General features: G+C 73.9%; 21 protein-coding genes, 1 pseudogene and 1 riboswitch. Of the genes and pseudogenes, 5 read left to right on the top strand and 17 right to left on the bottom strand.

Annotated elements, in window-relative coordinates; translation table 11 throughout:
* Positions 1–28: 28 nt before the first annotated feature.
* Positions 29–553: a MarR family winged helix-turn-helix transcriptional regulator gene (locus AMK24_RS14670; protein WP_073769077.1), complete on the bottom strand. Its 525-nt coding sequence runs from the start codon at positions 551–553 to the stop codon at positions 29–31.
* A gap of 163 nt (positions 554–716) precedes the next feature.
* Here AMK24_RS14670 and AMK24_RS14665 point away from each other — a divergent pair, with 163 nt between their 5' ends.
* Complete coding sequence (locus AMK24_RS14665; protein WP_073769075.1) at positions 717–1787, top strand: alkene reductase; 1071 nt, start codon at positions 717–719, stop codon at positions 1785–1787.
* Here the strand turns inward: AMK24_RS14665 and AMK24_RS14660 are convergent.
* From AMK24_RS14660 to AMK24_RS14630, 8 genes and pseudogenes are all read right to left on the bottom strand, one after another.
* Positions 1763–2797 carry a VOC family protein gene (locus AMK24_RS14660; RefSeq protein WP_073769073.1) on the bottom strand — a complete coding sequence of 345 codons (1035 nt, stop codon included), beginning with the start codon at positions 2795–2797 and terminating at the stop codon, positions 1763–1765. The genes AMK24_RS14665 and AMK24_RS14660 overlap by 25 nt on opposite strands.
* Before the next feature lie 106 nt (positions 2798–2903).
* A pseudogene (locus tag AMK24_RS14655) lies at positions 2904–3126 on the bottom strand (phytanoyl-CoA dioxygenase family protein); the annotation flags it as partial.
* A 1-nt stretch (position 3127) separates the two neighbouring features.
* A partial coding sequence (locus AMK24_RS35330) for a hypothetical protein (protein ID WP_338012695.1) occupies positions 3128–3191 on the bottom strand: 64 nt, incomplete at its 3' end.
* Between the two features lie 83 nt (positions 3192–3274).
* Positions 3275–4168 carry an ectoine hydroxylase gene (gene thpD / locus AMK24_RS14650; protein ID WP_073769071.1) on the bottom strand — a complete coding sequence of 298 codons (894 nt, stop codon included), beginning with the start codon at positions 4166–4168 and terminating at the stop codon, positions 3275–3277.
* A 6-nt stretch (positions 4169–4174) separates the two neighbouring features.
* Positions 4175–4573, bottom strand: a complete 399-nt coding sequence (locus AMK24_RS14645; protein ID WP_030813810.1) for an ectoine synthase — start codon at positions 4571–4573, stop codon at positions 4175–4177.
* Between the two features lie 89 nt (positions 4574–4662).
* A complete protein-coding gene (gene ectB / locus AMK24_RS14640) occupies positions 4663–5925 on the bottom strand; it encodes a diaminobutyrate--2-oxoglutarate transaminase (RefSeq protein WP_073769069.1) in 1263 nt (420 codons plus the stop codon).
* Positions 5926–6113: 188 nt separating this feature from the next.
* Positions 6114–6644, bottom strand: coding sequence for a diaminobutyrate acetyltransferase (gene ectA / locus AMK24_RS14635; RefSeq protein WP_073769067.1), 531 nt, complete (start codon positions 6642–6644; stop codon positions 6114–6116).
* Between the two features lie 309 nt (positions 6645–6953).
* Positions 6954–8060, bottom strand: coding sequence for an aminotransferase class V-fold PLP-dependent enzyme (locus AMK24_RS14630; protein WP_073769065.1), 1107 nt, complete (start codon positions 8058–8060; stop codon positions 6954–6956).
* Positions 8061–8165: 105 nt separating this feature from the next.
* Here AMK24_RS14630 and AMK24_RS14625 point away from each other — a divergent pair, with 105 nt between their 5' ends.
* Together AMK24_RS14625 and AMK24_RS14620 are read left to right on the top strand one after the other, a co-directional pair.
* A complete protein-coding gene (locus tag AMK24_RS14625; RefSeq protein WP_073769063.1) occupies positions 8166–9266 on the top strand; it encodes an amidohydrolase family protein in 1101 nt (366 codons plus the stop codon).
* A 370-nt stretch (positions 9267–9636) separates the two neighbouring features.
* Positions 9637–10650, top strand: coding sequence for an SCO1860 family LAETG-anchored protein (locus tag AMK24_RS14620; protein ID WP_073769061.1), 1014 nt, complete (start codon positions 9637–9639; stop codon positions 10648–10650).
* A gap of 207 nt (positions 10651–10857) precedes the next feature.
* Here the strand turns inward: AMK24_RS14620 and cobC are convergent, their stop codons facing one another.
* Positions 10858–12501 (bottom strand): Rv2231c family pyridoxal phosphate-dependent protein CobC, encoded by a 1644-nt coding sequence (gene cobC, locus AMK24_RS14615; RefSeq protein WP_073769059.1) that lies wholly within the window; start codon positions 12499–12501, stop codon positions 10858–10860.
* A 230-nt stretch (positions 12502–12731) separates the two neighbouring features.
* Here cobC and AMK24_RS14610 point away from each other — a divergent pair, with 230 nt between their 5' ends.
* Positions 12732–13463, top strand: a complete 732-nt coding sequence (locus AMK24_RS14610; RefSeq protein ID WP_073769057.1) for a ZIP family metal transporter — start codon at positions 12732–12734, stop codon at positions 13461–13463.
* 58 nt (positions 13464–13521) lie between these two features.
* On the opposite strand, the gene AMK24_RS14605 is transcribed toward AMK24_RS14610, so the two are convergent.
* The 7 genes from AMK24_RS14605 to AMK24_RS14575 all read right to left on the bottom strand — a co-directional run bounded on the left by AMK24_RS14605 (position 13522) and on the right by AMK24_RS14575 (position 22213).
* Positions 13522–14892, bottom strand: a complete 1371-nt coding sequence (locus AMK24_RS14605; protein ID WP_073769055.1) for a cobyrinate a,c-diamide synthase — start codon at positions 14890–14892, stop codon at positions 13522–13524.
* Positions 14886–15485, bottom strand: coding sequence for a cob(I)yrinic acid a,c-diamide adenosyltransferase (gene cobO, locus AMK24_RS14600; RefSeq protein WP_073769053.1), 600 nt, complete (start codon positions 15483–15485; stop codon positions 14886–14888). The genes AMK24_RS14605 and cobO overlap by 7 nt, the downstream gene beginning before the upstream one ends.
* The gene (locus AMK24_RS14595; RefSeq protein WP_073769051.1) at positions 15485–17536 is read right to left on the bottom strand and encodes a putative cobaltochelatase; all 2052 of its coding nucleotides are present in this window, start codon (positions 17534–17536) and stop codon (positions 15485–15487) included. Before AMK24_RS14595 ends, cobO begins: the two co-directional genes overlap by 1 nt.
* On the bottom strand, positions 17533–19257 hold the full coding sequence (locus AMK24_RS14590; RefSeq protein WP_073769049.1) for a cobyric acid synthase: 1725 nt from the start codon (positions 19255–19257) through the stop codon (positions 17533–17535). The genes AMK24_RS14595 and AMK24_RS14590 overlap by 4 nt, the downstream gene beginning before the upstream one ends.
* A 71-nt stretch (positions 19258–19328) precedes the next feature.
* Complete coding sequence (locus AMK24_RS14585) at positions 19329–20294, bottom strand: cobalamin biosynthesis protein (protein WP_073769047.1); 966 nt, start codon at positions 20292–20294, stop codon at positions 19329–19331.
* 137 nt (positions 20295–20431) lie between these two features.
* Positions 20432–20561: riboswitch (cobalamin riboswitch) on the bottom strand.
* A 158-nt stretch (positions 20562–20719) separates the two neighbouring features.
* Positions 20720–20938 carry a hypothetical protein gene (locus AMK24_RS14580; protein WP_073769045.1) on the bottom strand — a complete coding sequence of 73 codons (219 nt, stop codon included), beginning with the start codon at positions 20936–20938 and terminating at the stop codon, positions 20720–20722.
* Between the two features lie 12 nt (positions 20939–20950).
* Positions 20951–22213 (bottom strand): inorganic phosphate transporter, encoded by a 1263-nt coding sequence (locus tag AMK24_RS14575; RefSeq protein ID WP_073769043.1) that lies wholly within the window; start codon positions 22211–22213, stop codon positions 20951–20953.
* 278 nt (positions 22214–22491) lie between these two features.
* Here AMK24_RS14575 and AMK24_RS14570 point away from each other — a divergent pair, with 278 nt between their 5' ends.
* Complete coding sequence (locus AMK24_RS14570; protein ID WP_073769041.1) at positions 22492–23151, top strand: class II aldolase/adducin family protein; 660 nt, start codon at positions 22492–22494, stop codon at positions 23149–23151.
* Positions 23152–23207 lie beyond the last annotated feature (56 nt).

The raw sequence follows: 23207 nt of genomic DNA, 5'->3' as shown, positions 1-23207 counted from the left end.
GCCCGGCTTCCGCCGGGGCCCCGGCGGGTCAGCGGCGGTCGGGGCAGTCGGCGGTCTCCTGGCAGAGGTTCTCCTCGACCTTCGCCAGCAGCCGGACCAGCGCATCGCGCTCGGCCGGGTCCAGGCCCGCGAGCGTCTGCTCCTCCAGCCGGCCCCAGGCGGCCTCGACCGCGGTGTGCAGGGCGCAGCTGTCGTCCGTCGCCTCGACCAGCACCGCCCGCCGGTCGGCCGGGTCGGGGCGGCGGCGCACATGGCCGCTCTGCTCCAGCCGCTGGAGCATCTTCGTGACCGTGGACGGGTCCAGCTCCAGGGCCCGGATCAGCTCCGTCTGACGGACCGCCCCCCGGTCCCACAGGTGCGTCATCAGCAGCTCCTGCCCCGGGTAGAGGCCCGCCCCCTTGAGCACCTTGCCCGCCGCGATCCGGTGCAGCCGGGCGACCCGGGAGACGGCGTGGCTGACGGGTCCGCCGAGCGCCGGCGCGGCGGCGCAGGCGTTTGACGCGGCGGTGGCGGTACAGGCGTCTTCCGCGGGGGTGGCGCGGCCGGTGGTCATGGCGGGCTCCTGGGGTCCTCGGGCGGGGAGCGGCGGCTCCCGTGTGGGGGGTTCCGATGATGCCCGACGGTTTCCCCCGACTTTACCTTGGTCGGCCAATCAATGGGCTACAGTGACTCCCGGCGGAAATAGTTGGCCGACCACATACTTCTTGGGAGCCCTCATGACCACCGCTTTCGACCCGATCGACCTGGCCGGCCTCCCGCTCGCCAACCGCATCGCACTGGCCCCGATGACCCGCAGCCGGGCCGGCGAGGGCGGCACCGCCACCGAGCTGACCGCCACGTACTACGCCCAGCGCGCCTCGGCCGGACTCGTGATCACCGAGGGCATCCAGCCCTCCGCGGTGGGCCAGGGCTACCCCTCCACCCCGGGTCTGCACAGCGCCGAGCAGGTCGCCTCCTGGCGCAAGGTCACCGACGCGGTGCACGCCGCGGGCGGCCGGATCTTCGCCCAGATCATGCACACGGGACGCATCGGCCACCCGGTCCTTCTGCCCGACGGGCTCGTTCCCGTCGGCGCGTCCCCCGTCAAGGCCGAGGGCCAGGTCTACACCCACGCGGGGCCGAAGGACTTCGTCGAGCCGCGCGAGCTGACCGACGCCGAGGTCCGCGCGACCGTCGAGGACTTCGTCACCGCCGCCCGCAACGCCGTGGAGGCCGGGTTCGACGGGGTCGAGCTGCACGGTGCCAACGGCTACCTCATCCACCAGTTCCTGGCGCCCAACACCAACCGGCGCACCGACGCCTGGGGCGGCTCGGACGAGGCCCGTACCCGCTTCGCCGTCGAGGTCGTCCGGGCCGTCGCCGCCGCGATCGGCCCGGAGCGCACCGGCCTGCGCATCTCGCCCGGCAACCCGTACAACGGCATCGACGAGCCCGCGCCGGAGGCCACGTACACCGCCCTGGTCCGGGAGATCGACCCGATCGGCATCGCCTATCTGCACATCCTGGAGGCCGTCCCGATCCGCGAGCTGACCCTCGCCCTGCGCAAGGCGTTCTCCGGAGCCGTCGTCCTCAACGTGCACACCGAGGGACCCACCGGGCCCGGCGACCACACGGTGATCGACGACGGCGCCGCCGACCTGATCTCCTACGGGGCTCTCTTCCTCGCCAACCCCGACCTGCCCGCCCGGCTGAAGGCGGGCGGCCCGTTCAACACCCCCGACCCGGCCACCTTCTTCGGCGGCGACGCCAAGGGCTACACCGACTACCCGGCGCTCGACGCCGTCTGATCCGCCGGGGGCCGCCCGTCCCACCGCCACGAGGTGCGGCGAGGGCGGTCCGGCAGTCCGGCGCGGCCGGTGGCCCACAGCAGGACGGCCCACCGGTCGCCGCCCGCCGGGGCGTCCGGGAAGAGCCGGGCCAGCACCCGGTCGCACAGCCCGGGGGGCGGCGGCCACTCCAGGCCCAGCCCCCGGGCGAGGTCATGGGTGTGCACCAGGGTCTCCACCACGCCCATCGCGGCGAACCCCTCGGGGTCGGAGATCCCGTACCCGTGGTACGAGCGCACCTCGGGCGGTGTCGTCCGGACCATCGCGGCCAGCAGCGCCCCGCTCGCCTCCAGCGTGGCCAGCAGTCCGGCGGGGCCCGCCTCCCGGTCGGCGAAGACCGCGTTGCGCGGCCCGCCCTCCCGCCGGGGCGCCCACCGGTAGGGCACCTCCCGGTCCAGCGGAGGCGTGCGGGGGCCCAGCTGCGCGGCGTACGCGAACAGGTCGTCGCTCAGGTGCTCCGCCGTCTCCCAGCAACTCCACGTCAGGTTCCCGGCGGGCGCGTCCCAGCGGTCCGCCGGGGCCCCGGCCAGCACGTCCACCGCGAGGCGCACCGCCGAGGACACGTCGTCGGCGGTCACCGGCAGCCGTGTCCCGGACAGCGCCGCCCGCTCGGCGGCGGAGCACTCCACGCAGAACTCGTTGCCCTCGGGGTCGGCCAGCGTCGCCCAGCCGCGGCCGTTCGGCTTGCGGTGGTCGGCCACCAGGGTCGCGCCCAGCGCGAGCAGCCGCTCCACCTCCTCGTCCCGGGAGCGGTCCTGCGGCTGGATGTCCAGGTGGACGCGGTTCTTGGTCCGTTTCTCCTCGTCCACCCGGATGAGGAGGACGGCCGTGCCGGGGGCCTCGACCAGCGCCTCCGGGTCGCCGGGGGAGTCCTCGTCGGAGACCCGCCCGCCGAGCACCCGGGCCCAGAAGGCGCCGAGCGCGTAGGCGTCGGCGCAGTCGATCGTGATGTGGCGTACGGAAGAAGTCATGGAGCACACCCTCCTCGCCGATTCCCGCCGGGTCCATCGGGTTGTGCGCCCGGCCGGACCGGCCGGGCGCACAACCCGATGGACCCGGTTCTCCCGGCACGCCGCGCTACCTCACCGGGGTGAAGTCCCGCGCCCCGATGAACTCGGGCCGGCGGACCGGAGCCGCGAAGGGCTCCTGCGCCTCGTTCTCCACGCTGTTGAAGACGATGAAGACGTTGCTGCGCGCGTACGGGGTGATGTTGTCGCCCGAGCCGTGCATGGCGTTGCAGTCGAACCAGGTCGCCGAACCGGCCTTGCCCGTGAAGAGCTTGATGCCGTGGCGGTCGGCCNCCCTCCTCGCCGATTCCCGCCGGGTCCATCGGGTTGTGCGCCCGGCCGGACCGGCCGGGCGCACAACCCGATGGACCCGGTTCTCCCGGCACGCCGCGGGGGCCGGGACGATACGCCGTCCCGGCCCCCGCGGCGTGCGCCGCCGCGCTACCTCACCGGGGTGAAGTCCCGCGCCCCGATGAACTCGGGCCGGCGGACCGGAGCCGCGAAGGGCTCCTGCGCCTCGTTCTCCACGCTGTTGAAGACGATGAAGACGTTGCTGCGCGCGTACGGGGTGATGTTGTCGCCCGAGCCGTGCATGGCGTTGCAGTCGAACCAGGTCGCCGAACCGGCCTTGCCCGTGAAGAGCTTGATGCCGTGGCGGTCGGCCATCTTCGTCAGCGCCTCGTCGGACGGGGTGCCCGCGTCCTGCATCTGGAGCGACTTCTTGTAGTTGTCCTTCGGCGTCTCGCCCGCACAGCCGAGGAACGTCTTGTGCGAACCGGGCATGATCATCAGCCCGCCGTTGGTGTCGAAGTTCTCGGTCAGCGCGATCGACACGGACACCGTCCGCATATTCGGCAGGCCGTCCTCCGCGTGCCAGGTCTCGAAGTCCGAGTGCCAGTAGAAGCCCGAGGCCCCGAAGCCCGGCTTCACGTTGATCCGGGACTGGTGGACGTACACGTCCGAGCCGAGGATCTGGCGGGCCCGGCCCACCACCCGCTCGTCGCGGACCAGCCCGGCGAAGACCTCGCTGAGCTTGTGGACCTCGAAGACGGACCGGACGTTCTGGGACTGCTTCTCGACGATGGAGCGCTCGTCGGCGCGGACCGCCGGGTCCGAGACCAGCCGGTCCAGTTCGGCCCGGTAGACGGCGACCTCGTCCGGGGTGATGAGCTGGTCGACGGTGAGGAAACCGTCGTGCTCGTAGCCCTGGAGGTCCTTGGCGCTGATCGGGCCCGGTGCGCCCGGCGCGGACCAGATGACCGGGTCCTGGCGGGGAGTGGTCATCTCGGCGGCACCGCGCGAGGGGTACAGATCGGCGCGTACTTCGGTGGTCATGGTGGTTCAGGCCTCCTCGGTCAGCAGGGGGTAGACGCCGTTCTCGTCATGGTCCTCCCGTCCGGTCACGGGAGGGTTGAAGACACACACGCAACGGAAGTCCGTTTTGGGCCGCATGGTGTGCCGCTCGTGCCCGTCCAGCAGGTACATGGTGCCCGGCGTGATCCAGTGCTTCTCACCGGTCTCGTCGTTGGTGAGCTCGGCCTCGCCCTCGGTGCAGAGCACGGCCTCGATGTGGTTCGCGTACCACATGGAGGTCTCCGTACCCGCGTAGAGCACGGTCTCGTGGAGCGAGAAGCCCACCTTCTCCTTGGCGAGCACGATGCGCTTGCTCTCCCAGGTGCCGGACGCGGCCTTCACATGCCGGTCGGTGTTCTCGATGTCACTGAACGATCGGACGATCACGGTGAGCTGTCGCCTTTCTCTTCTCTGCGCGGGCCCCGGGCCCATCGGCCCGGGGCCCCTCCTTCTTCGCCTGCCCCGGCAGCGCCGGGTCAGGCCGTCTCGCGGACGCAGCGGGCCAGCGTGCGCAGGCCCTCGTCCAGCTCGTCGGGGGTGATGGTCAGCGGCGGGAGCAGCTTGACGACCTCGCTCTGCGGGCCGGAGGTCTCCAGCAGGAGCCCCAGCTCGAAGGCGCGGGCGCAGACCGCCGAGGCGCGGGCGGGGTCCTCGAACTCCATGCCCCACACCAGGCCCCGGCCGCGGAACCGCGCGGTCGGCTCCTCGCCGCAGATGGCCAGCAGCGTCTGCTCGATCTGCTCGCCGCGGGCCAGGGTCTGCTTCTCCATCTGGCCGTCCGCCCAGTACGCCTGCAGCGCGGCGGCGGCCGTGACGAAGGCCGGGTTGTTGCCGCGGAAGGTGCCGTTGTGCTCGCCCGGCTCCCAGATGTCCAGTTCCGGCTTGAACAGGCAGAGCGACATCGGCAGGCCGTAGCCGCTGATGGACTTCGACAGGGTGACGATGTCCGGGGTGATCCCGGCCTCCTCGAAGGAGAAGAAGCCGCCGGTCCGGCCGCACCCCATCTGGATGTCGTCGACGATCAGCAGCATGTCCTGGCGGTGGCACAGCTCCTGGAGGGCGCGCAGCCACTCGGCGCGGGCCACGTTGATGCCGCCCTCGCCCTGGACCGTCTCCACGATCACGGCGGCGGGCTTGTTCAGCCCGGAGCCCTGGTCCTCCAGCAGCCGCTCGAACCAGAGGAAGTCCGGTACCCGGCCGTCGAAGTAGTTGTCGAACGGCATCGGGGTGCCGTGCACCAGGGGGATGCCGGCTCCGGCGCGCTTGAACGCGTTGCCGGTGACGGCGAGCGAGCCCAGCGACATGCCGTGGAAGGCGTTGGTGAACGAGACGACGGACTCGCGGCCCTTGACCTTGCGGGCCAGCTTCAGCGCCGACTCGACGGCGTTGGTGCCGGTCGGGCCGGGGAACATCACCTTGTACGGCAGGTCGCGCGGGCGCAGGATCACGTTCTGGAACGTCTCCAGGAACGCGCGCTTGGCGGTGGTCGCCATGTCGAGCCCGTGGGTGATGCCGTCGCGCTCGATGTAGTCGATCAGCGCGCGTTTCAGCACCGGGTTGTTGTGGCCGTAGTTGAGCGAGCCGGCGCCGGCGAAGAAGTCCAGGTAGGAGTGGCCGTCCTCGTCGGTCAGCCGGGCGCCCTGCGCGCGGTCGAACACGGCGGGCCAGCCGCGGCAGTAGCTCCGGACCTCGGACTCCAGGGTTTCGAAGACGCTCAGGGCGGGCGGGGTGATGGTCACAGCGGATCTCCTGCGTGAGGGGGTGTGACGGGCGGTGGTCTGGTGCTCCCCGCCGCACGGAGGCGGCCGGGACCGCGCCGGAGGGTCGGCCGGCGCGGAAAGAGGGGGCCGGGCGCACGGATCGGGTGCGCGGACCCGCGGAACGACGGCGTACGGTTCGGGCACGCCGGCGCCGTGGCCGGGAGGGCTCAGGTGGTGAACGGGCCTATCCGGTGGAGCACCTCGGGCAGGTGCTCCTCCTCGGGGAACAGGCCGCCGTCGAAGAGGACCTCCCGCTCCAGGCCGACGTCGTGGCGCTGGGCGTAGGAGGTGAACAGCCGCTCGGAGGCGGTGTTGTCCGGCGTGATCGTCGTCTCCACGAACGACAGGCCCTGATCGGCGGCGACCCGGGCGGTCAGCGCGTCCAGCAGGGCGGCGGCCAGTCCCTTGCCCCGGTGGGCCCGGTCCACGGCCACCTGCCAGACGACGAGGGTCTGGGGCCGGTCGGGCCTGAGGTAGCCCGTCACGAAGGCGATGGGTTCGCCGTTCTCGCCCCGGGCGACCACGGAGGTCGCGGCGAAGTCACGGCACCACAGCAGGTAGCTGTACGAGGAGTTCAGGTCCAGGACCTGGGAGTCGCGGGCGATACGCCAGATCGCGGCTCCGTCCTCCACTCGCGGTGCATCGATACTGAGGAATTCACTTCGGGCACGGGCAAAATCTGCTGGTGCGGCGGTCATGCGAATTGAATTTACCCAGCAAATTTCGAAATTGCATCGGCGTGAGGGGTTGGACGCGGCGCGGCCATGTGTTATCAGGCGTGCGCGAGAAGCCCCCCGATCTGGGGTCGGTTTCCAGCCCTTTGTCCTGAATTAATCGGGCATAATGTCGCCCGTGTGGAGTCGGTCACAGGGTGGTAACTCTCTCGGAACCTGTCCGAATCATGAAGTTCGAGGCCGGAAAAAACTGCCCCGTTTAGGTGACGGAAAAGCGGGCAGAAGAATGTGGGAAGCTGCTTTTATATAAAGCAGCTTCCCACATTATGAATATCAGCGGCTCGGCCACGTTTCCGAAACGGCCCGGTGGGCAGCCTCGATGTCGACCCGCAGACCCGCGTCCGCCAGCGCCGCCCCCACCGCCGCGAGCGAGGACAGCACCGTGCCCCGCGTCGCGTCCGGGCCGTAGTGGTTGACCCGGATCATCTCCTTGGACAGCGCCCCGCCGCCCGCGACGAGCGGCAGCGCGGGGTCCGCCGCCCGCGCGTGCGCGACCAGCGCGGCGGCGTCCGTGCCCGCCGGAACGCGCAGCGTCGTGGCCACCGGGGCCGCGTCCCGCGAATCGTGGACGTACGGCTCCAGACCGCCGCCCAGGGCCTGCGCCCCGGCCCGGGTCGCCGCCGCGGCCGAGGCGTGGCGGGCCGTCACCGTCTCCAGCCCCTCCTCCTCGATCCGCGCCACGCACGCCTCCAGGCCCAGCATCTCCAGCTGCGCGGGGGCGTGCGGCAGGGCGGCGCGTCCGCCGTCGATCCAGCGCTCCTTCCAGTCCAGGAGGGAGAGGTAGGAGCGGCGCGGGGCGGCCGGGTTGGCGGCCATCCGCTCCCAGGCCCGCTCGCTCACCGACACCGCCGACACCCCGGCGGGGCCGCCCATGGCCTTCTGCGCGCCGATCACGCACAGATCGACGCCCCAGGCGTCCGGCAGCAGCGGCTCCGCGCCGACCGAGGCGACCGCGTCCAGCATGAACAGCGCGCCGTGCGCCCGGACCACCTCGCCGATCTCCGCGACCGGGTTGGTGTTGCCGGTCGCCGCCTCCGCGTGCACCAGCGAGACGAAGTCGATCTCGGGGTGCGCGGCGAGCGCCTCGGCGACCTGGGCCGCGGTCACGGCGGTGTGGAAGGGCACGGTGAGATCGACGACGTGCGCGCCGCAGTCCCGCAGCCAGTCGCCGAAGGTCTGCCCGTACGGTCCGGTGACCACGTTCAGCGCCGTGGAGCCGGGCCGGGCGCCGCCGCGGATGCAGCCCTCCAGGGGCAGCAGGGCCTCGCCCTGGGTGATGACGACGTCCTGCTCGGTGGCCAGGAGGGCGGCCACCCGCCGTTCGATGGCCGCGAAGTGCGCGGCGGTCAGCGGGGGGAGGTCGAGGAAGGGGTGCGTCACGGCGGGGCTCTCTTCGGTGTCGTTCGTCGGGCGGCGGGCTTCCGGGGCCCGCCGACATGTTCCCGGGCCCTGGCAGCCTACCGACGGCCTCGTACAGTGCGGCATATGAGTGATCGGGAGGAGCAGCGGGTGCTGCGGGTGAAGGGCCGGGTCCTGGTGGGCCCGGACGAGGTGCGGGACGAACTGTGGGCGGTGGACGGGCGGATCACCTACGAGCGGCCGCCGGGCGCGGACCGGGCCGGGACGGTGCGGGGCTGGGTGCTGCCCGGCCTGGTCGACGCGCACTGCCATGTCGGCCTCGACCGGCACGGGCCCGTCGACGCCGCGACCGCCGAGCGGCAGGCGCTCACCGACCGGGAGGCCGGAACCCTGCTCATCCGGGACGCCGGATCGCCCTCCGACACCCGGTGGATCGACGACCGCGGGGACCTGCCGAAGATCATCCGGGCCGGTCGCCACATCGCCAGGACCCGCCGCTACATCCGCAACTACGCGCACGAGATCGAGCCCGGCGACCTCGTCGCCTACGTCGCCCGGGAGGCCCGTCGCGGGGACGGCTGGGTCAAGCTGGTGGGGGACTGGATCGACCGCTCCGCCGGGGACCTGACCGCCTGCTGGCCGCGCGGCGAGGTGGAGGCGGCCATCGCCGAGGCGCACCGGCTCGGCGCCCGGGTCACCGCCCACTGCTTCGCCGAGGAGTCGCTGCGCGATCTGGTGGAGGCGGGCATCGACTGCGTCGAGCACGCCACCGGCCTCACCGAGGACACCATCCCGCTCTTCGCCGAACGGGGCGTAGCGATCGTCCCGACCCTGGTCAACATCGCCACCTTCCCCGACCTCGCGGCGGGCGGCGAGGCCAAGTTCCCCCGCTGGTCGGCCCATATGCGGCGGCTGTACGAGCGCCGTTACGACACCGTGCGCGCCGCCTACGACGCGGGGATCCCGGTCTACGTCGGCACCGACGCGGGCGGCTCCCTGGCGCACGGACTGGTCGCGGGCGAAGTGGCCGAGCTGGTCAAGGCGGGCATCCCGCCCCTGGAGGCCCTCTCCGCCACCGCCTGGGGGGCGCGGCGCTGGCTGGGGCGGCCGGCCCTGGAGGAGGGGGCCCCGGCGGACCTGGTCGTGTACGACGAGGATCCGCGCGCGGATGTGCGGGTGCTGGCGGCCCCCCGGCACGTCGTGCTCGACGGACGGGTGGTCGGGTGAGGGGTGCGACCGGGCCGGGGCGGCGCGGTCGGGCGTCGTGGTGGGGCGGCTGCGGCCGGGTGCCGTGTTGACCGGCGGTGACGGACGCGCTTCCGGCTCGTTGTGCCCTTTCCGCGCGTACTGCCCCGGCATCGGACGCCGACAGGGTTGTACGACCGGCGGCGGGTGAATCGAGTGACGGTAGGGGACGCGTGCGCCGAAAGATTCGAATACGTGCTCGGAAACCCCCCTTTGGGGTGAACTCACGCCAGGTGTACGTCAGTTCACCCTCAGTACGTAAAGATTCACGGAGTCGAAGCCGCCGGCGCGGGCGATGTCCCCCATTGGGCCGCGCCGGCGGCTCCATGTCTCTTGTGGGGGTTCCACCACCTTGAACAGCAACACCTTCCGTCTCTCCGCTCTGGCGGTCGCCGCCGCTCCGGTCGTCCTGCTCGCCGCCGTCCCCGCGCACGCGGCCCCGGCGACGCCCGCCACCGGCGAGGGCAGGGCGAGCGCGGTCGTGCTCCGTACCGGGCTCGACGTCTCGCTCCTCGACAAGGCCGTCCACGTGCCCCTCAAGGCCACGCTCAACGAGGTACAGGCCCCGGCCGCCGCCGGGAAGACCGCGCTGAGCGTGAACGTGGACGGGGTGGAGGGCGGAGCTCCGGTCAGCCTCCTGCGCGCCGACGTGGCCACCGCGAACGCCACGGCCGACGAGCACCGGGCCGAAGGGGCCGCCCACCTGGCCAGGGCCAGGGTCCATGTCCCCGGACTCGCGGCGCTCTCGCTCGTCGAGGTCGAGAAGGTCACCTCCAAGGCGGTCTGCGAGGCGGGGAAGAAGCCGGTCGCCGAGTCGAACGTGCTCGGTCGTGTCGCGGTCCTGGGCAAGGAGGTGGAGCTCAGCGCGGGCGGCCCGACGCGGGTGTCGGTACCGGGGGTCGGAGAGGTCTCCCTCGACCTGTCCACGACGGCCACCACCGAGCGGACCGCGGCCGCCACGGCGCTCCGGTTGAAGGTCGCGGTCAACCCGCTCAAGCTCAACGTGGCCGAGGTGAACGGCGAGGTCACCCTCGCCGAGGCGACCTGTGAGACCCCGAAGGGCCCGAAGACCCCCGGGAAGCCGGGCCCCGCGGACGGCGGCTCCACGGGCGGTTCCACCGACGGCGGTTCCACGGGCGGCGGCGACGGCGACGGCGGCGACCAGGGCGGTGGGAGCGACGGCGGCACGAGCGGCGACGTGAAGACGCAGACCGGCTCCGACACGGGCACCGCCCCCACCGAGAACCTCGCGGAGACGGGCGGCAGTTCCGCCACCCCGTACATCGCGGGCGGCGCGGCCCTGCTGCTGGCCGTGGGCGCGGGCGCGACGGTGCTGGCCCGCAGGCGGGCCGCCGGCCGGAACTGACCGGGACCGGTACGACGCCGTAACGCCCCGGGGCGGGGCCCTCCACCGGGCCCTGCCCCTCACCACTCCGCCCTGCCGCCCGTGAGCCCCTCCGTGCCTCAGCCCGGCCCTCCGGTGCCTCAGCCCGGCCGGGCGGAAACCCTTCACGGGCGCGCCCCGGCCGGTCGGGAAACCCTCCGGCGCCCCGCTCCCCGGACGGGGCCCGCCTCAGCGCCCCGACCGCGCGGGCAGCGCCTGCACCGCCTGGTCCAGCGCCTGGAGGAAACGATTGGTCGTGGTCCGGTCGCGGACCGCGAGCCGCAGCCACTGCGGCCCCAGCCCCGGGAACGTGTCCCCGCGCCGGGCCGCGAAGCCCAGCAGCCGCAGCCGCTCGCGCACCTCCGCCGCCCGCTCCAGACGGATCAGGACGAACGGCCCCCGGGCCTCCTCCACCGCCTGGACCTCGCTGAACTCGGCCAGCCCGGCGAGCAGATGGGCCCGGTCCACCGTGATCCGGTCCGCCGCCCCGGCCGCCTCCACCAGCGCCCGCGGCTCCATGCACGCCTCGGCCGCCGCCAGCGCCGGGGTGGAGACGGGCCACAGCGGCTGCGCCTCGGCCAGCAGCGCCACCGTCTCCGGCGCGGCCAGCACATAACCGATCCGCAGCCCGGCCAGCCCCCACGTCTTGGTGAGGCTGCGCAGCACCACCAGCCCGGGGACGTCCGTCCGCCCGCACAGCGCCTCGCGCTCGCCCGGCACCACGTCCATGAACGCCTCGTCGACCACCAGCGTCCGCCCCGGCCGCGCCAGCTTCTCCAGCAGGGCCGCCGGGTGCAGCACGGACGTCGGGTTCGTCGGATTGCCGACCACCACGAGGTCCGCCTCCTCGGGCACCGCTGCCGGATCGAGCCGGAAGCCGTTCTCGGCACGCAGCAGGACCCGCCCCACCTGGTGCCCGGCCGCCCGCAACGCCGCCTCCGGTTCGGTGAACTGCGGGTGCACCACGACCGGACGGCGCGCCGGAAGGGCCCGCGCGATCAGGACGAACGCCTCGGCCGCGCCCGCCGTCAGCAGCACCCGCTCCACCGGCAGGCCGTGCCGGTCGGCGACCGCGGCGCGGGCCGACGCCCCGTCGGGGTAGGCGGCGAGCGAGGTGAGCGACCCGGCTATCCGCTCGCGCAGCCACTCGGGGGGCGTGTGGGTCCGGACGTTCACGGCGAGGTCGGTCAGATTCTCGCCGCGTACCTCCGCGTCTCCGTGGTGGCGCAGGTCGGGCCCGGCGCTCTCGATGTTCGTGGGGGGATTCATGGCAGCCATGGTGGACGGACCGGGGCCCGCCGTCACCGGGGAAGAGGAATTTTTCCTGCCCGGAACACCGGGCGCCCCGGCGGCGGCCGGATACCGCAGGGCCACCGCACAGGTCGCGGCCCCCCGGACCGCCGCCCCCTCCTCGGCGGCCCCCCCGCCCGCGAACGCGGTTTCGCCCGGCTTCCCGCCCGGGGCACGGGTCTTGGGCACCACCAGTTCGTCCGCCTCGATCAGCGCCGCCGCCTCGGCGACCGAGGGGGTGCCCGCCACCGCGCCCACCGCGCCCGAGGGATGCGGCACGCGGACCGCGGCCAGCGCCCCGGCCGGATGGGTCCGCACCGGCACCCCGAGCCGGGCCGCCGCCCCCACGATCCCCGGCTCGTCCCCCTTGGCGTCGACCGTCGCGACCTCCACCACGTCCGACGCGTCCAGCCCCGCCCCGCGCAACGCCGCCTCGATGAGGGCGAACACCACATCACCGGGGACGCCCTTGCGGGCGCCGACCCCCACCACGAGACTGCGGGCGCCGGACGCGGGTGCGGGGCCGGGGGATGCTCCGGTCATCGGCGGAGTCCTGCCTTTCAGGTGGTACGGCGCGGGGGCGCGGGAGAGGGGACGAGCCCCCTCCGTATACGGAACGGGCGGGTCGTGCGGAACACGGGACGGGCGGTGGGGAACACCCGGACGGCGCGGCCGGCGGCGTACCGGGAGGGCTGCCGCGGGGGCGCCGGGGGCCCCGCGGGTAAGGACACCCTGGGATGCGGAGGGCGTGCCCGATCGGCTAGCAAGGGCCCATGGCGGTGTTCGTCGCGCTCGGCGCGTTCCTGATGACCCTGGCCGGCGGCTGGGTCGCCCGGCGCATCACCGACCGCCGCCATCTGGTGCTCGGCTTCGCGGGCGGCCTGATGCTCGGCGTGGTCGGACTCGACCTCCTGCCGGAGGCGGTCGAGGCCGCGGGCGAGCCGGTGTTCGGGGTGCCGGCCGCCCTGCTGCTGTTCGTGGGCGGCTTCCTGGTGGCCCATCTGGTCGAGCGGCTGCTCGCCGTACGCCAGGTGGCGCACGGGGCGGCGGCCCGCCGGGACGAGCGCGTACCGCAGGTGGGGCTGACGGCGGCCGCCGCGATGGTCGGCCACAGCCTGATGGACGGCGTCGCGCTCGGCGCCGCCTTCCAGGTCGGCGGCTCCATGGGCGTGGCCGTGGCGCTGGCGGTGATCAGTCATGACTTCGCCGACGGATTCAACACGTACACCCTCACCACTCTTTACGGGAACGCCCGCCGCAAGGCGCTCCTGATGCTGTTCGCGGCCGCGGTGGCGCCGGTCGTGGGCGCGGCGACGACGCTGCTATTCACCCTTCCGGAGGAACTGCTCGGCGGCTATCTCGGCTTCTTCGGCGGAGCCCTGCTCTACCTGGCCGCTGCGGAGATCCTTCCCGAGGCGCACCACACCCATCCCGCCCGCTCCACCCTTCTCTGCACCATCGGGGGCGTGGGCTTCATCTGGCTGGTCGTCGGCATCGCCGAGTGAGCCGCGCGTACGCCCCCGCACCTTCTCGCGCGCCCCGTCACGCCCCCGGGAAAGCGGCTCACCGGGCCCGGCAGTGTGCCACGAACCGGCCGGCCACCTCGGGCGAGGCGGCCCAGTGGGTGTGCAGATAGCTCGCGTGCACGCCCCGCTCCACGTACCCCTCGACCCGTCGCTCCGGCTGGTGCATGCCCCACGCGGGGGTGGCCCCCGCCCCCGGCTCCAGGACCGTGCGGTGGAACTCGTGCCCGCGCATCCGGGTGCCCGCCACCGCCAGCACGCTGTCGGAGACGGCCACCGCCTGCCGGTATCCGAGGGTCAGCCGCTCGGACATCCGGGCCTCGGCGCCGAGCACCCCGCACATCGGCTTCCCGTCCAGTTCCCGCGCCAGATAGAGCAGCCCCGCGCACTCGGCGGCCACCGGGGCGCCGCTCAGGGCCAGCTCCGTCACCGCGCGCCGCAGCGGCCGGTTGGCCGACAGCTCGGGCGCGTACACCTCCGGGAACCCGCCGCCGATCACGATGCCCGCCGTACCCGCCGGCAGCTTCTCGTCCCGCAGCGGGTCGAAGGCCACGACCTCCGCCCCGGCCGCCGTCAGCAGCTCGGCGTGTTCCGCGTAGGCGAAGGTGAACGCCGCCCCGCCCGCCACCGCGACGACGGGCCGGGGACCCCGTGCCGGGGCGTACGACTCCCGGGCCGGGGCGTACGCGGGGCTCCACGGCTCGTCCGGCAGTGCGGGAGCCGTCCGCGCCAGTGCCATCAGCGCGTCCAGATCGCACCCGGCGCGCACCCGCTCGCCCATGGCGCGTACGGCCTCCACCGCCTCCGCCCCCCGCTCGGCCACCGGGACCAGCCCCAGATGGCGCGAGGGCGTCGCGACCTGCGGGGCCCGCCGGATCACGCCGAGCACCGGCAGCCCCGACTCGTCCAACGCGTCCCGCAACAGCGCCTCGTGCCGGTCGGAGGCCACCTTGTTCAGGATCACCCCGCCGATCCGCACCTCCGGATCCCAGGACGCGAACCCGTGCACCAGGGCCGCCACCGAACGGGACTGCGACGAGGCGTCCACCACCAGCACCACGGGGGCGCGCAGCAGCTTCGCCACCTGGGCGGTGGACGCCAGCTCGCCCTGTCCCGAGGCGCCGTCGTACAGCCCCATCACGCCCTCGACCACGGCGAGGTCGCACCTCGCCGACCCGTGCGCGAACAGCGGGGCGATCAACTCCGTCCCGCACATGTACGCGTCGAGGTTGCGGCCGGGACGTCCCGTCGCCAGGGAGTGATAACCCGGATCGATGTAGTCCGGGCCCACCTTGTGCGGCGAGACGGCGAGCCCGCGCGCGGCGAAGGCGGCCATCAGGCCGGTGGCGACGGTGGTCTTGCCGCTGCCGGAGGCCGGAGCGGCGATGACCAGGCGGGGCGCACTCACCACTCGATGCCCCTCTGGCCCTTCTGCCCCGCGTCCATCGGGTGCTTGACCTTCGTCATGTCGGTCACCAGGTCGGCGGCCTCGATCAGCGCGTCCGGCGCGTTGCGGCCGGTGATCACCACGTGCTGGACGCCGGGCCGGTTCCGCATCACCTCGACGACCTCGTCGACGTCGATCCAGCCCCAGTGCATCGGGTAGGCGAACTCGTCGAGCACGTACAGCCGGTACGTCTCGGCCGCCAGATCGCGCTTGACCTGCTCCCAGCCCTCGCGGGCCTTCTCCTCGTTGTCGAGCTGGCCGTCGCGCTGCACCCAGGACCAGCCCTCGCCCATCTTGTGCCAGTCGACGGTGCCGCCCTCACCGCTCGCGCCGAGCACCTTGAGCGCGTTCTCCTCGCCGACCTTCCACTTCGCCGACTTCACGAACTGGAACACCCCGATCGGCCACCCCTGGTTCCAGGCGCGCAACGCCAGCCCGAAGGCGGCGGTGGACTTGCCCTTCCCGACGCCCGTGTGGATGAACAGGAGCGGGCGGTTGCGCCGCTGACGGGTGGTAAGCCCGTCGTCCGGTACGGAAGTCGGCTGTCCCTGCGGCATCAAGCGGCCCTCCCGGCTGCGGTGACGTCCTTGACGAGCCCGGCGATCGAGTCGGCCCGCAGCTCGTCGAGCGTGACGGCGGCGCCTCCCAGTTCCCGGGCGAGTTCCCCGGCGAGACCGAGGCGTACGTACCCCGACTCGCAGTCCACGACGACCGAGGCCGTCCCCTCGGAGCGGTGCAGCCGGCCGGCCCGTCCGGCGAGCGCCACCGGCTCCGGGCCGCCGGTCGCCCGGCCGTCCGTGACCACGACGAGCAGGGGCCGCCGCGACGGATCGCGCAGCCGCTCCACCCGCAGCACGTCATGGGCCTTGAGCAGCCCGGCGGCCAGCGGGGTGCGGCCCCCGGTCGGCAGCGACTCCAGCCGGGCGGCGGCGGCGTCCACGGACGAGGTCGGCGGCAGCGCCACCTCGGCCTCCCTGCCCCGGAAGGTGACCAGGCCGACCTTGTCACGCCGCTGGTAGGCGTCGAGCAGCAGCGACAGCACGGCCCCCTTGACCGCGCTCATCCGCTGCCGGGCGGCCATCGACCCGGAGGCGTCCACGACGAACAGCACGAGGTTGCCCTCCCGCCCCTCGCGGACCGCCTGCCGCAGATCGTCCCGGCGCACCACGAGCCCGCGCCCGGCCCGACCGCGCGCCCGCTGGTGCGGGGCGGCCGCCCGCACGGTCGCGGCCAGGTGCAGCTTGGTCAGCGCCCCCTCGGGCCGCCGCGCGCCGGTGGTGCGCCCGTGCTCGGTACGGGCCGGGGAGCGCCGCCCGGCAGCGCCCTCCCCGAGCCCGGGCACGCTGAGCGTCTTCGTCCGGAACGGCTCGGCGGACGCCACCGACTGCTGCTCGCCCCCGGCGGGCCGGCCGGGCGCGCCGGACTCGCCCTCGGGGGCCCGGGACGGCGTGTCCTCGGGCGCCGGGGAGGGCGTACCGTCCTCCGGGGCTGTGCTGTCCGGTCCGCCGGCCTGCGGCGGCACGCCACCGCCACCGCCACCTCCGCCGTCCCCTCCGCCGTCCGGATCGGGCTCGTCGTCCCCCGGGCCCCCGTCCTGCCCGGCGGCCTCGTCGAGGGTCCGGTCGAGCTTGTCCTCGTCCAGGCCGGGCGCGTCGAACGGGTTGCGGCGACGCCGGTGGGGCAGGGCCAGCAGCGCGGCCTGCCGTACGTCCTCGGCGGTGACCTCCTCGCGCCCCGTCCAGGCGGCCAGTGCGGTCGCGGTACGGGCCATGACGATGTCGGCCCGCATCCCGTCGACCTCGAAGGCGGCACAGGTCGCCGCGATCTGCCGCAACACGCCGTCGCCCAGCACGACCCGGGGCAGCAGGGCGCGCGCGGCGGCGATCCGCTCGCGCAGCGCCCCCTCCTCCTCGGCCCAGCGCGCCGCGAACCCCTCGGGATCGTCGTCGTACGCGAGCCGTCGCCGCACGACCTCCACCCGCTCGTCGGTGTCCCGGGAGGCGGAGACCTCCACGGTCAGCCCGAACCGGTCCAGCAACTGCGGCCGCAGCTCGCCTTCTTCCGGGTTCATCGTCCCGACCAGCAGGAACCGCGCCGCATGCCGTACGGAGACGCCCTCGCGCTCCACGTACGAGGCGCCCATGGCCGCCGCGTCCAGCAGCAGGTCCACCAGGTGGTCGTGGAGGAGGTTGACCTCGTCCACGTAGAGGATGCCGCGATGCGCGTCGGCCAGCAGCCCCGGCTCGAACGCCTTCACGCCCTCGGAGAGCGCCCGTTCGATGTCCAGCGCTCCCACGAGCCGGTCCTCCGAAGCGCCGACCGGCAGCTCCACGGTCCGCGCCGCGCGCGACACGCCGGCGGCGTCCGCGTGCGGCCCGTCGGGACACGCCGGGTCGGGGGAGGCGGGGTCACAGGAGAACCGGCATCCGGGGACGACGGAGACCTCGGGCATCAGCGCGGCGAGCGCGCGCACGGCGGTGGACTTGGCGGTCCCCTTCTCCCCGCGCACGAGGACCCCGCCCACAGCGGGACTGACCGCGTTCAGCAACAGCCCGAGCCGCAGGTCGTCCTGTCCGACGATCGCGGTGAAGGGATACGGCGTACTCACTTGGCCTCCTCGTCGACGTCAACACCATCGAGCCCGGCCGGGCCGGGCCCGGCGCACTCCACTCCCCGGGGCGCCGCCTCCGCGGACCGGGCGAATCCCGGCCCCTCGGGCGATCGAGGAGCGGGAGGCGGGGCGGCGCCCCGGCCCTCCGCATCCTCAGCGCCCGCGTCCCCCGGCGCCGAACGCGCCTCCGCCCCCGTGCCGGCCCCCGGCAGGGCAGGGGCCCCCGGCGGCACGAACGGCAGCCCCGCAGGCGCGCCCCCCTCGATCAGCCGCCACAACGCGTCCGTGTCCGCGTGCTCCTCGACCAGGTCCCCGAGCCGGTCCAGCTGCTCCTCCCGCAGCATCCCGAAGCTCGTGTCCGGCGCCGGAACGAACCGCCGTCCGGCGGCCCGCGCCACCTCGGTCAGGAACCGCCGCCGGAACGCGTCGCTCTCCAGCGACCCGTGCCAGTGCGTCCCCCACACCGCCCCCACCCGGCACCCGTCCAGGAACGGCTCGCCGCCCCGCACGTCGGCCACCCCGTGGTGGATCTCGTACCCCTCCACCGGCTCGCCCAGCGCGGAGCCGACCGGTCGCGCCAACGTCTTGGCCCGGTCGAAGCGGATGCGCACGGGCAGCAGGCCGAGCCCGTCCACGACCCCCGCCCGCGACTCCACCTCGTCCTCGATCCGCTCACCGAGCACCTGGAACCCGCCGCAGATCCCCAGCACCGGCCGGCCCTCCGCCGCCCGCCGCGCGAGCGCGTCCGCGAGGCCGCGCTCGCGCAGCCAGGCCAGCGCCTTCACGGTGCCGCGCGTCCCGGGGACGACCACCAGGTCCGCGTCGGCCAGCTCCTCCGCCCGGTCCACGAACCGCACGACGACGCCCGGTTCGGCCGCCAGCGCGTCCACGTCCGTGAAGTTCGACATCAGCGGCACCGCGCAGACCGCGACCCGCAGCACGTCCTCGCCGTGCGGGGGAGCCACGGCCGACTCCCGCACCGCACCCCGCAGGGAGACCCGCAGGCCGTCCTCCTCGTCGATGCCGAGCCCGTGGGCGAACGGCAGCACCCCGTACGTCCGCCGTCCGGTCAGCCCGTACAGCATGTCCAGGCCCGGCTCCAGCAGCGAGACGTCGCCCCGGAACTTGTTCACCAGGTAGCCCGCGACCAGCGCCTGGTCCTCGGGGCCCAGCAGTGCGGTGGTCCCGAAGAACGAGGCGAAGACCCCGCCCCGGTCGATGTCCCCGACCACCAGCACCGGGAAGCCGGCGGCCCGCGCGATCCCCATGTTCACGATGTCGGTGCGCCGCAGGTTGATCTCCGCGGGGGAGCCGGCCCCCTCGCAGATCACCGCGTCGTACGTCGACCGGAGCTGCTCCAGGCAGTCGGTGACCGTGCCGAGCAGCGCCTCCTGACGGCCCCCGTGGTACCCCCGCGCGCTCATCTCGCCGACCGGCCTGCCCATCAGGACCACCTGGCTGGAGCGGTCGCCGCCCGGTTTCAGCAGCACCGGGTTCATCAGGGCCGTCGGCTCCACCCGGGCCGCCTGCGCCTGCATCGCCTGGGCCCGGCCGATCTCCGCGCCCTCCCGGGTCACGAAGGAGTTCAGCGACATGTTCTGCGCCTTGAACGGCGCGACCTTCACGCCCCGGCGCACCAGCCAGCGGCAGATGCCCGCCGTGACGACGCTCTTGCCCGCGTCCGACGTGGTCCCCGCGACCAGCAGTCCACCGCTCATGCCCGCTCCCGTTCCCCCGCCGGGCCGCGCACGCCCGTACCCGTTCCGTACCGTCTTCCGCACCGGACCGTTCACGCCCGCCCCCGCTTCCGTCCCGCGAGAAGGCGCCCCGCCGCCAGCCGGCCCGCCACGCAGACCCCGAGGGCCAGGACGCCGACCCGGCGCGACAGGCGCACCGCGCGCTCGACGTCCGCGCCGCGCACGTCCCGCCCGGCGGCCCCGTTCAGCACCGGGCGGTGCTCGACGCGCCCCGCGTACGCCAGCGTCCCGCCGAGCCGTACGCCGAGCGCCCCGGCGAACGCGGCCTCCACCGGTCCCGCGTTCGGGCTCGGATGGCGGTGCGCGTCGGCCTTCCAGGCGCGCACGGCGTCCCGGGGCCGCCCGCCGCCCGCCACGGCCAGCGCGGCCGTCAGCCGGGCGCCCGGCCACCCCGCCACGTCGTCCAGGCGGGCCGAGGCCCAGCCGTAGCGGTGGTAGCGGGGCGACCTGTGGCCCACCATCGCGTCGAGGGTGTTCACCGCCCGGAAGGCGACGAGCCCCGGCACCCCGCCGATCGCGCCCCACACCAGCGCGCCCACGACGGCGTCCGAGGTGTTCTCCGCGACCGACTCGACGACGGCACGGGCGATCCCCGGTCCGTCCAGGGCCTGCGGATCGCGCCCGCACAGATGCGGCAGCCGCTCCCGGGCCGCCTCCAGGTCCCCGGCGCTCAGCGCCCCGCCGACGGCACGGGCCTCCCGGCCCAGCGACGTACCGCCCAGGACGGACCAGGCGGTGGCGGCGGTCAGCGCGACGGCGAGGGCGGGGCGGTCGCGCACGGCGCGCGCGGCCAGTGCGGCGGCCCCCGCGGCGCCTCCGGCGCAGACGAGGGCGTGCAGCGCGCCCCGGCCCCGGTCGTCGCGCCACAACAGGGACTCCACCCGCGCGGCGGCGCGGCCGAAACCGGCGACGGGGTGGCCGCGCCGGGGGTCGCCGAACAGGGCGTCGGCGATCAGCCCGGCCGTGGCGCCGTACGCGAAGACGCGATCGGCTCGCACGGGTCAGCCCGCCGCGGGAAGAGGCGTTCCGGCACCTCGGCCTGTACACGGGGGCACGGGATGCGGCACACGGCGGCCGGGCATGGCGTAGGTCCTCACTCAGGGTCCGCGCCCTGGTTCGACGTGACGGCGACGAGAGTCTCCTGGCTCCCGGATCCGCAGTTCCCCCGGCCTTCCAGCCCGCGTACCGCGAGCCGTGACGTCCGGTGTGGGGGAGTGCTCCCCGGTGACAGTGGCGGGACCGCGCCGGATTCGCACCGGCTTCCTCTGCTGTCGCCGTAAATGGCTCCGGCAGTCCACCACGCCCCGCGAACAGCCGTCAACTCGCTGTTGACCTGCGGGGCTCCACTGTGGGCAGACGCACACCGGGCCGGACACACAGGTGTGTGTCCGGCCCGGTGTGGCGCCCGCGTGCGGGATACGGCTCAGGCGACGATCAGGTAGATCCCGTACGCGACCGCCGCCGCGCACGCCGCGAAGCAGGCGTAGGCGCTGGTGCGGGCCAGCGCCGCCGAGCCGCCGCCGGACGCGGCCGACGGCTTGGAGAGGGCGACGATGCCCAGGGTGAAGAGGCCGACCAGAGCGACGGTGACGACGAGACTGACACCGAAGACGGAGGCGAGAGCTGCCCAGTCGATTTTCATACGGATCTGTCCTTACACCTTGGCCGGCGGCCGGGCCGGGTCGTCGGGCGCCGATGCCGGGGCCGCGATGGTGGTCATGAGGCCGGCGGCAGGGACGCCGGCCGGCGGCGGCTGGACCGCGGCCATGGCGGTGGTGACGACGCCCTGCGGCTCGTCGGCCGCGGCCGAGTCGTTGACGTTGGTGTGGTCGACCGGCTGGCGGCGCGAGGCCAGCCAGATGGCGAACGAGCCGCCGATCAGCAGGATCGCGGTGACGGCGATGCCCCACGTGCCCTGCTTGGTCAGGAACTCGGCGGCGGCGCCGACCAGTCCCGCGGCCGGCAGCGTCAGACCCCAGGCGACGAACATCCGGGTGGCGGTGGACCACCGGACCACGCCCCCCTTGCGGCCGAGGCCCGCGCCCATCACGGCACCCGAGCAGGACTGGGTGGTGGAGAGCGAGAAGCCGAGGTGCGAGGAGGCCAGGATGACGGTGGCGGCACTGGTCTGGGCGGCGAAGCCCTGCGGCGGCTTGAGGTCGGTCAGGCCGCTGCCCATGGTGCGGATGATGCGCCAGCCGCCCAGGTAGGTGCCGAGCGCGATGGCGACGCCGGCGGAGACGATGACCCACATCGGAGGGTTGGAACCCGGGGCCAGGACACCGCTGGTGACCAGGGCGAGGGTGATGATGCCCATCGTCTTCTGGGCGTCGTTGGTGCCGTGGGCGAGGGAGACGAGACCCGCGGAGGCGATCTGCCCGGCCCGGTAGCCCTTGGCGGTGGACTTCAGCTGGTTCGGGTCGGTGACGTTCCGGTTGATCCGGTACGTGAGCCGCGTGGCCAGCATCGCGGCGAGGCCCGCGACCACGGGGGCGGCGATCGCCGGGAGGAGGACCTTGGTGACGACGGTGCCGCCGTTGATCGAGGACCAGCCGGCCGACATGACCGCGGCGCCGATCAGACCGCCGAACAGGGCGTGGGAGGAGCTGGACGGCAGGCCGACCAGCCAGGTCAGCAGGTTCCACAGGATGGCGCCGACGAGCGCCGCGAAGATGACCTCTGTTCTGAGGCCGTCCTCGTTGACAATCCCGCCGGAGATCGTCTTGGCGACCTCCACCGACAGGAACGCGCCGATCAGGTTGAGAACGGCGGACATCGCCACCGCTGTCTTGGGCTTCAGTGCGCCGGTCGAGATGGTCGTCGCCATCGCGTTGGCGGTGTCGTGGAAACCGTTCGTGAAATCGAACACGAGAGCTGTTACGACCACAATCGCAAGCAGCAGCGTGATGTGTTCCATTTACCCAGGCAATCGTTCGACGTCAGTGGCACATGGACCGTAGGCAACCTGGATGAACGGAAGATGAACTGGGCAGGGCGTTGCGGTGACCCCAAGCGGAGTGGGTCGCTTCCGGTTGTGGGCGGGGGAGGCCGCGCGAGGCCCCTGGGGCGGGGCGTGGGCTGCTCTTTGCCGCTTGTTGGCGAACATTTTTGAACGGCCGTTCGTCACTCGATGGAGATCCCCGTCACGCGCCGTACGACGTTCCGGTTGAGCGGATACCCCCCTACGCTCGCCCCATGACTCACCAGCACCCGGAAGCCGTGGACCGCGTGTGGCGGGACGTCGTGGACACCGCGCGCCGCAGCGCGGCGGACGGCCTCGTCGTCGGCACCTCGGGCAACGTGTCCGCCCGCCTCGGCGACCTGATCCTGGTGACCCCCAGCGGGGTCCCCTACGACCGGCTCGGACCCGGCGACGCGGTCGGCGTCGACCCGGAGGGCCGCCGGGTCCTGGGGGAGCTGGAGCCGACCAGCGAACTCCCCCTCCACCTGGCGGTCTACCGCTCCACCGGCGCCGCCGCCGTGGTGCACACCCACGCCGTGCACGCCACCGCCGTCTCCACCCTCGTCGCCGAGGTGCCGCTCGTCCACTACGCGGCCGCCCTCCTCGGCGGGCCCGTCCGCACGGCCGCCTACGCCCGCTACGGCACCCCGGAGCTGGCCGAGGCGATGCTCGAAGCGCTCCGGGACCGCACCGGCTGCCTGCTCGCCAACCACGGCACCGTCACTTACGGCGACACCCTCGACCAGGCGTACGACCGCACCGCCCAGCTGGAGTGGCTCTGCCGTCTCTGGCTCACCGCGAGCTCCGTCCCCGGCCGCGTCCCGGCCCTGCTCGACGAGGGACAGCTGGCCGAGGTGACGAAAGCACTCCGGGGGTACGGCCAGCGCGGCTGACGTCCACCGTGCGTCCTGCGGCCCGATGGGGCGCCGCGGGCGCGCGGGGACCGGAC

It is taken from the genome of Streptomyces sp. CB02366, assembly GCF_001905905.1.
Taxonomy (GTDB): domain Bacteria; phylum Actinomycetota; class Actinomycetes; order Streptomycetales; family Streptomycetaceae; genus Streptomyces.
The sequence above is the reverse complement of the archived record's forward strand: the minus strand, read 5'-3'. Positions and strand labels throughout refer to the sequence as shown.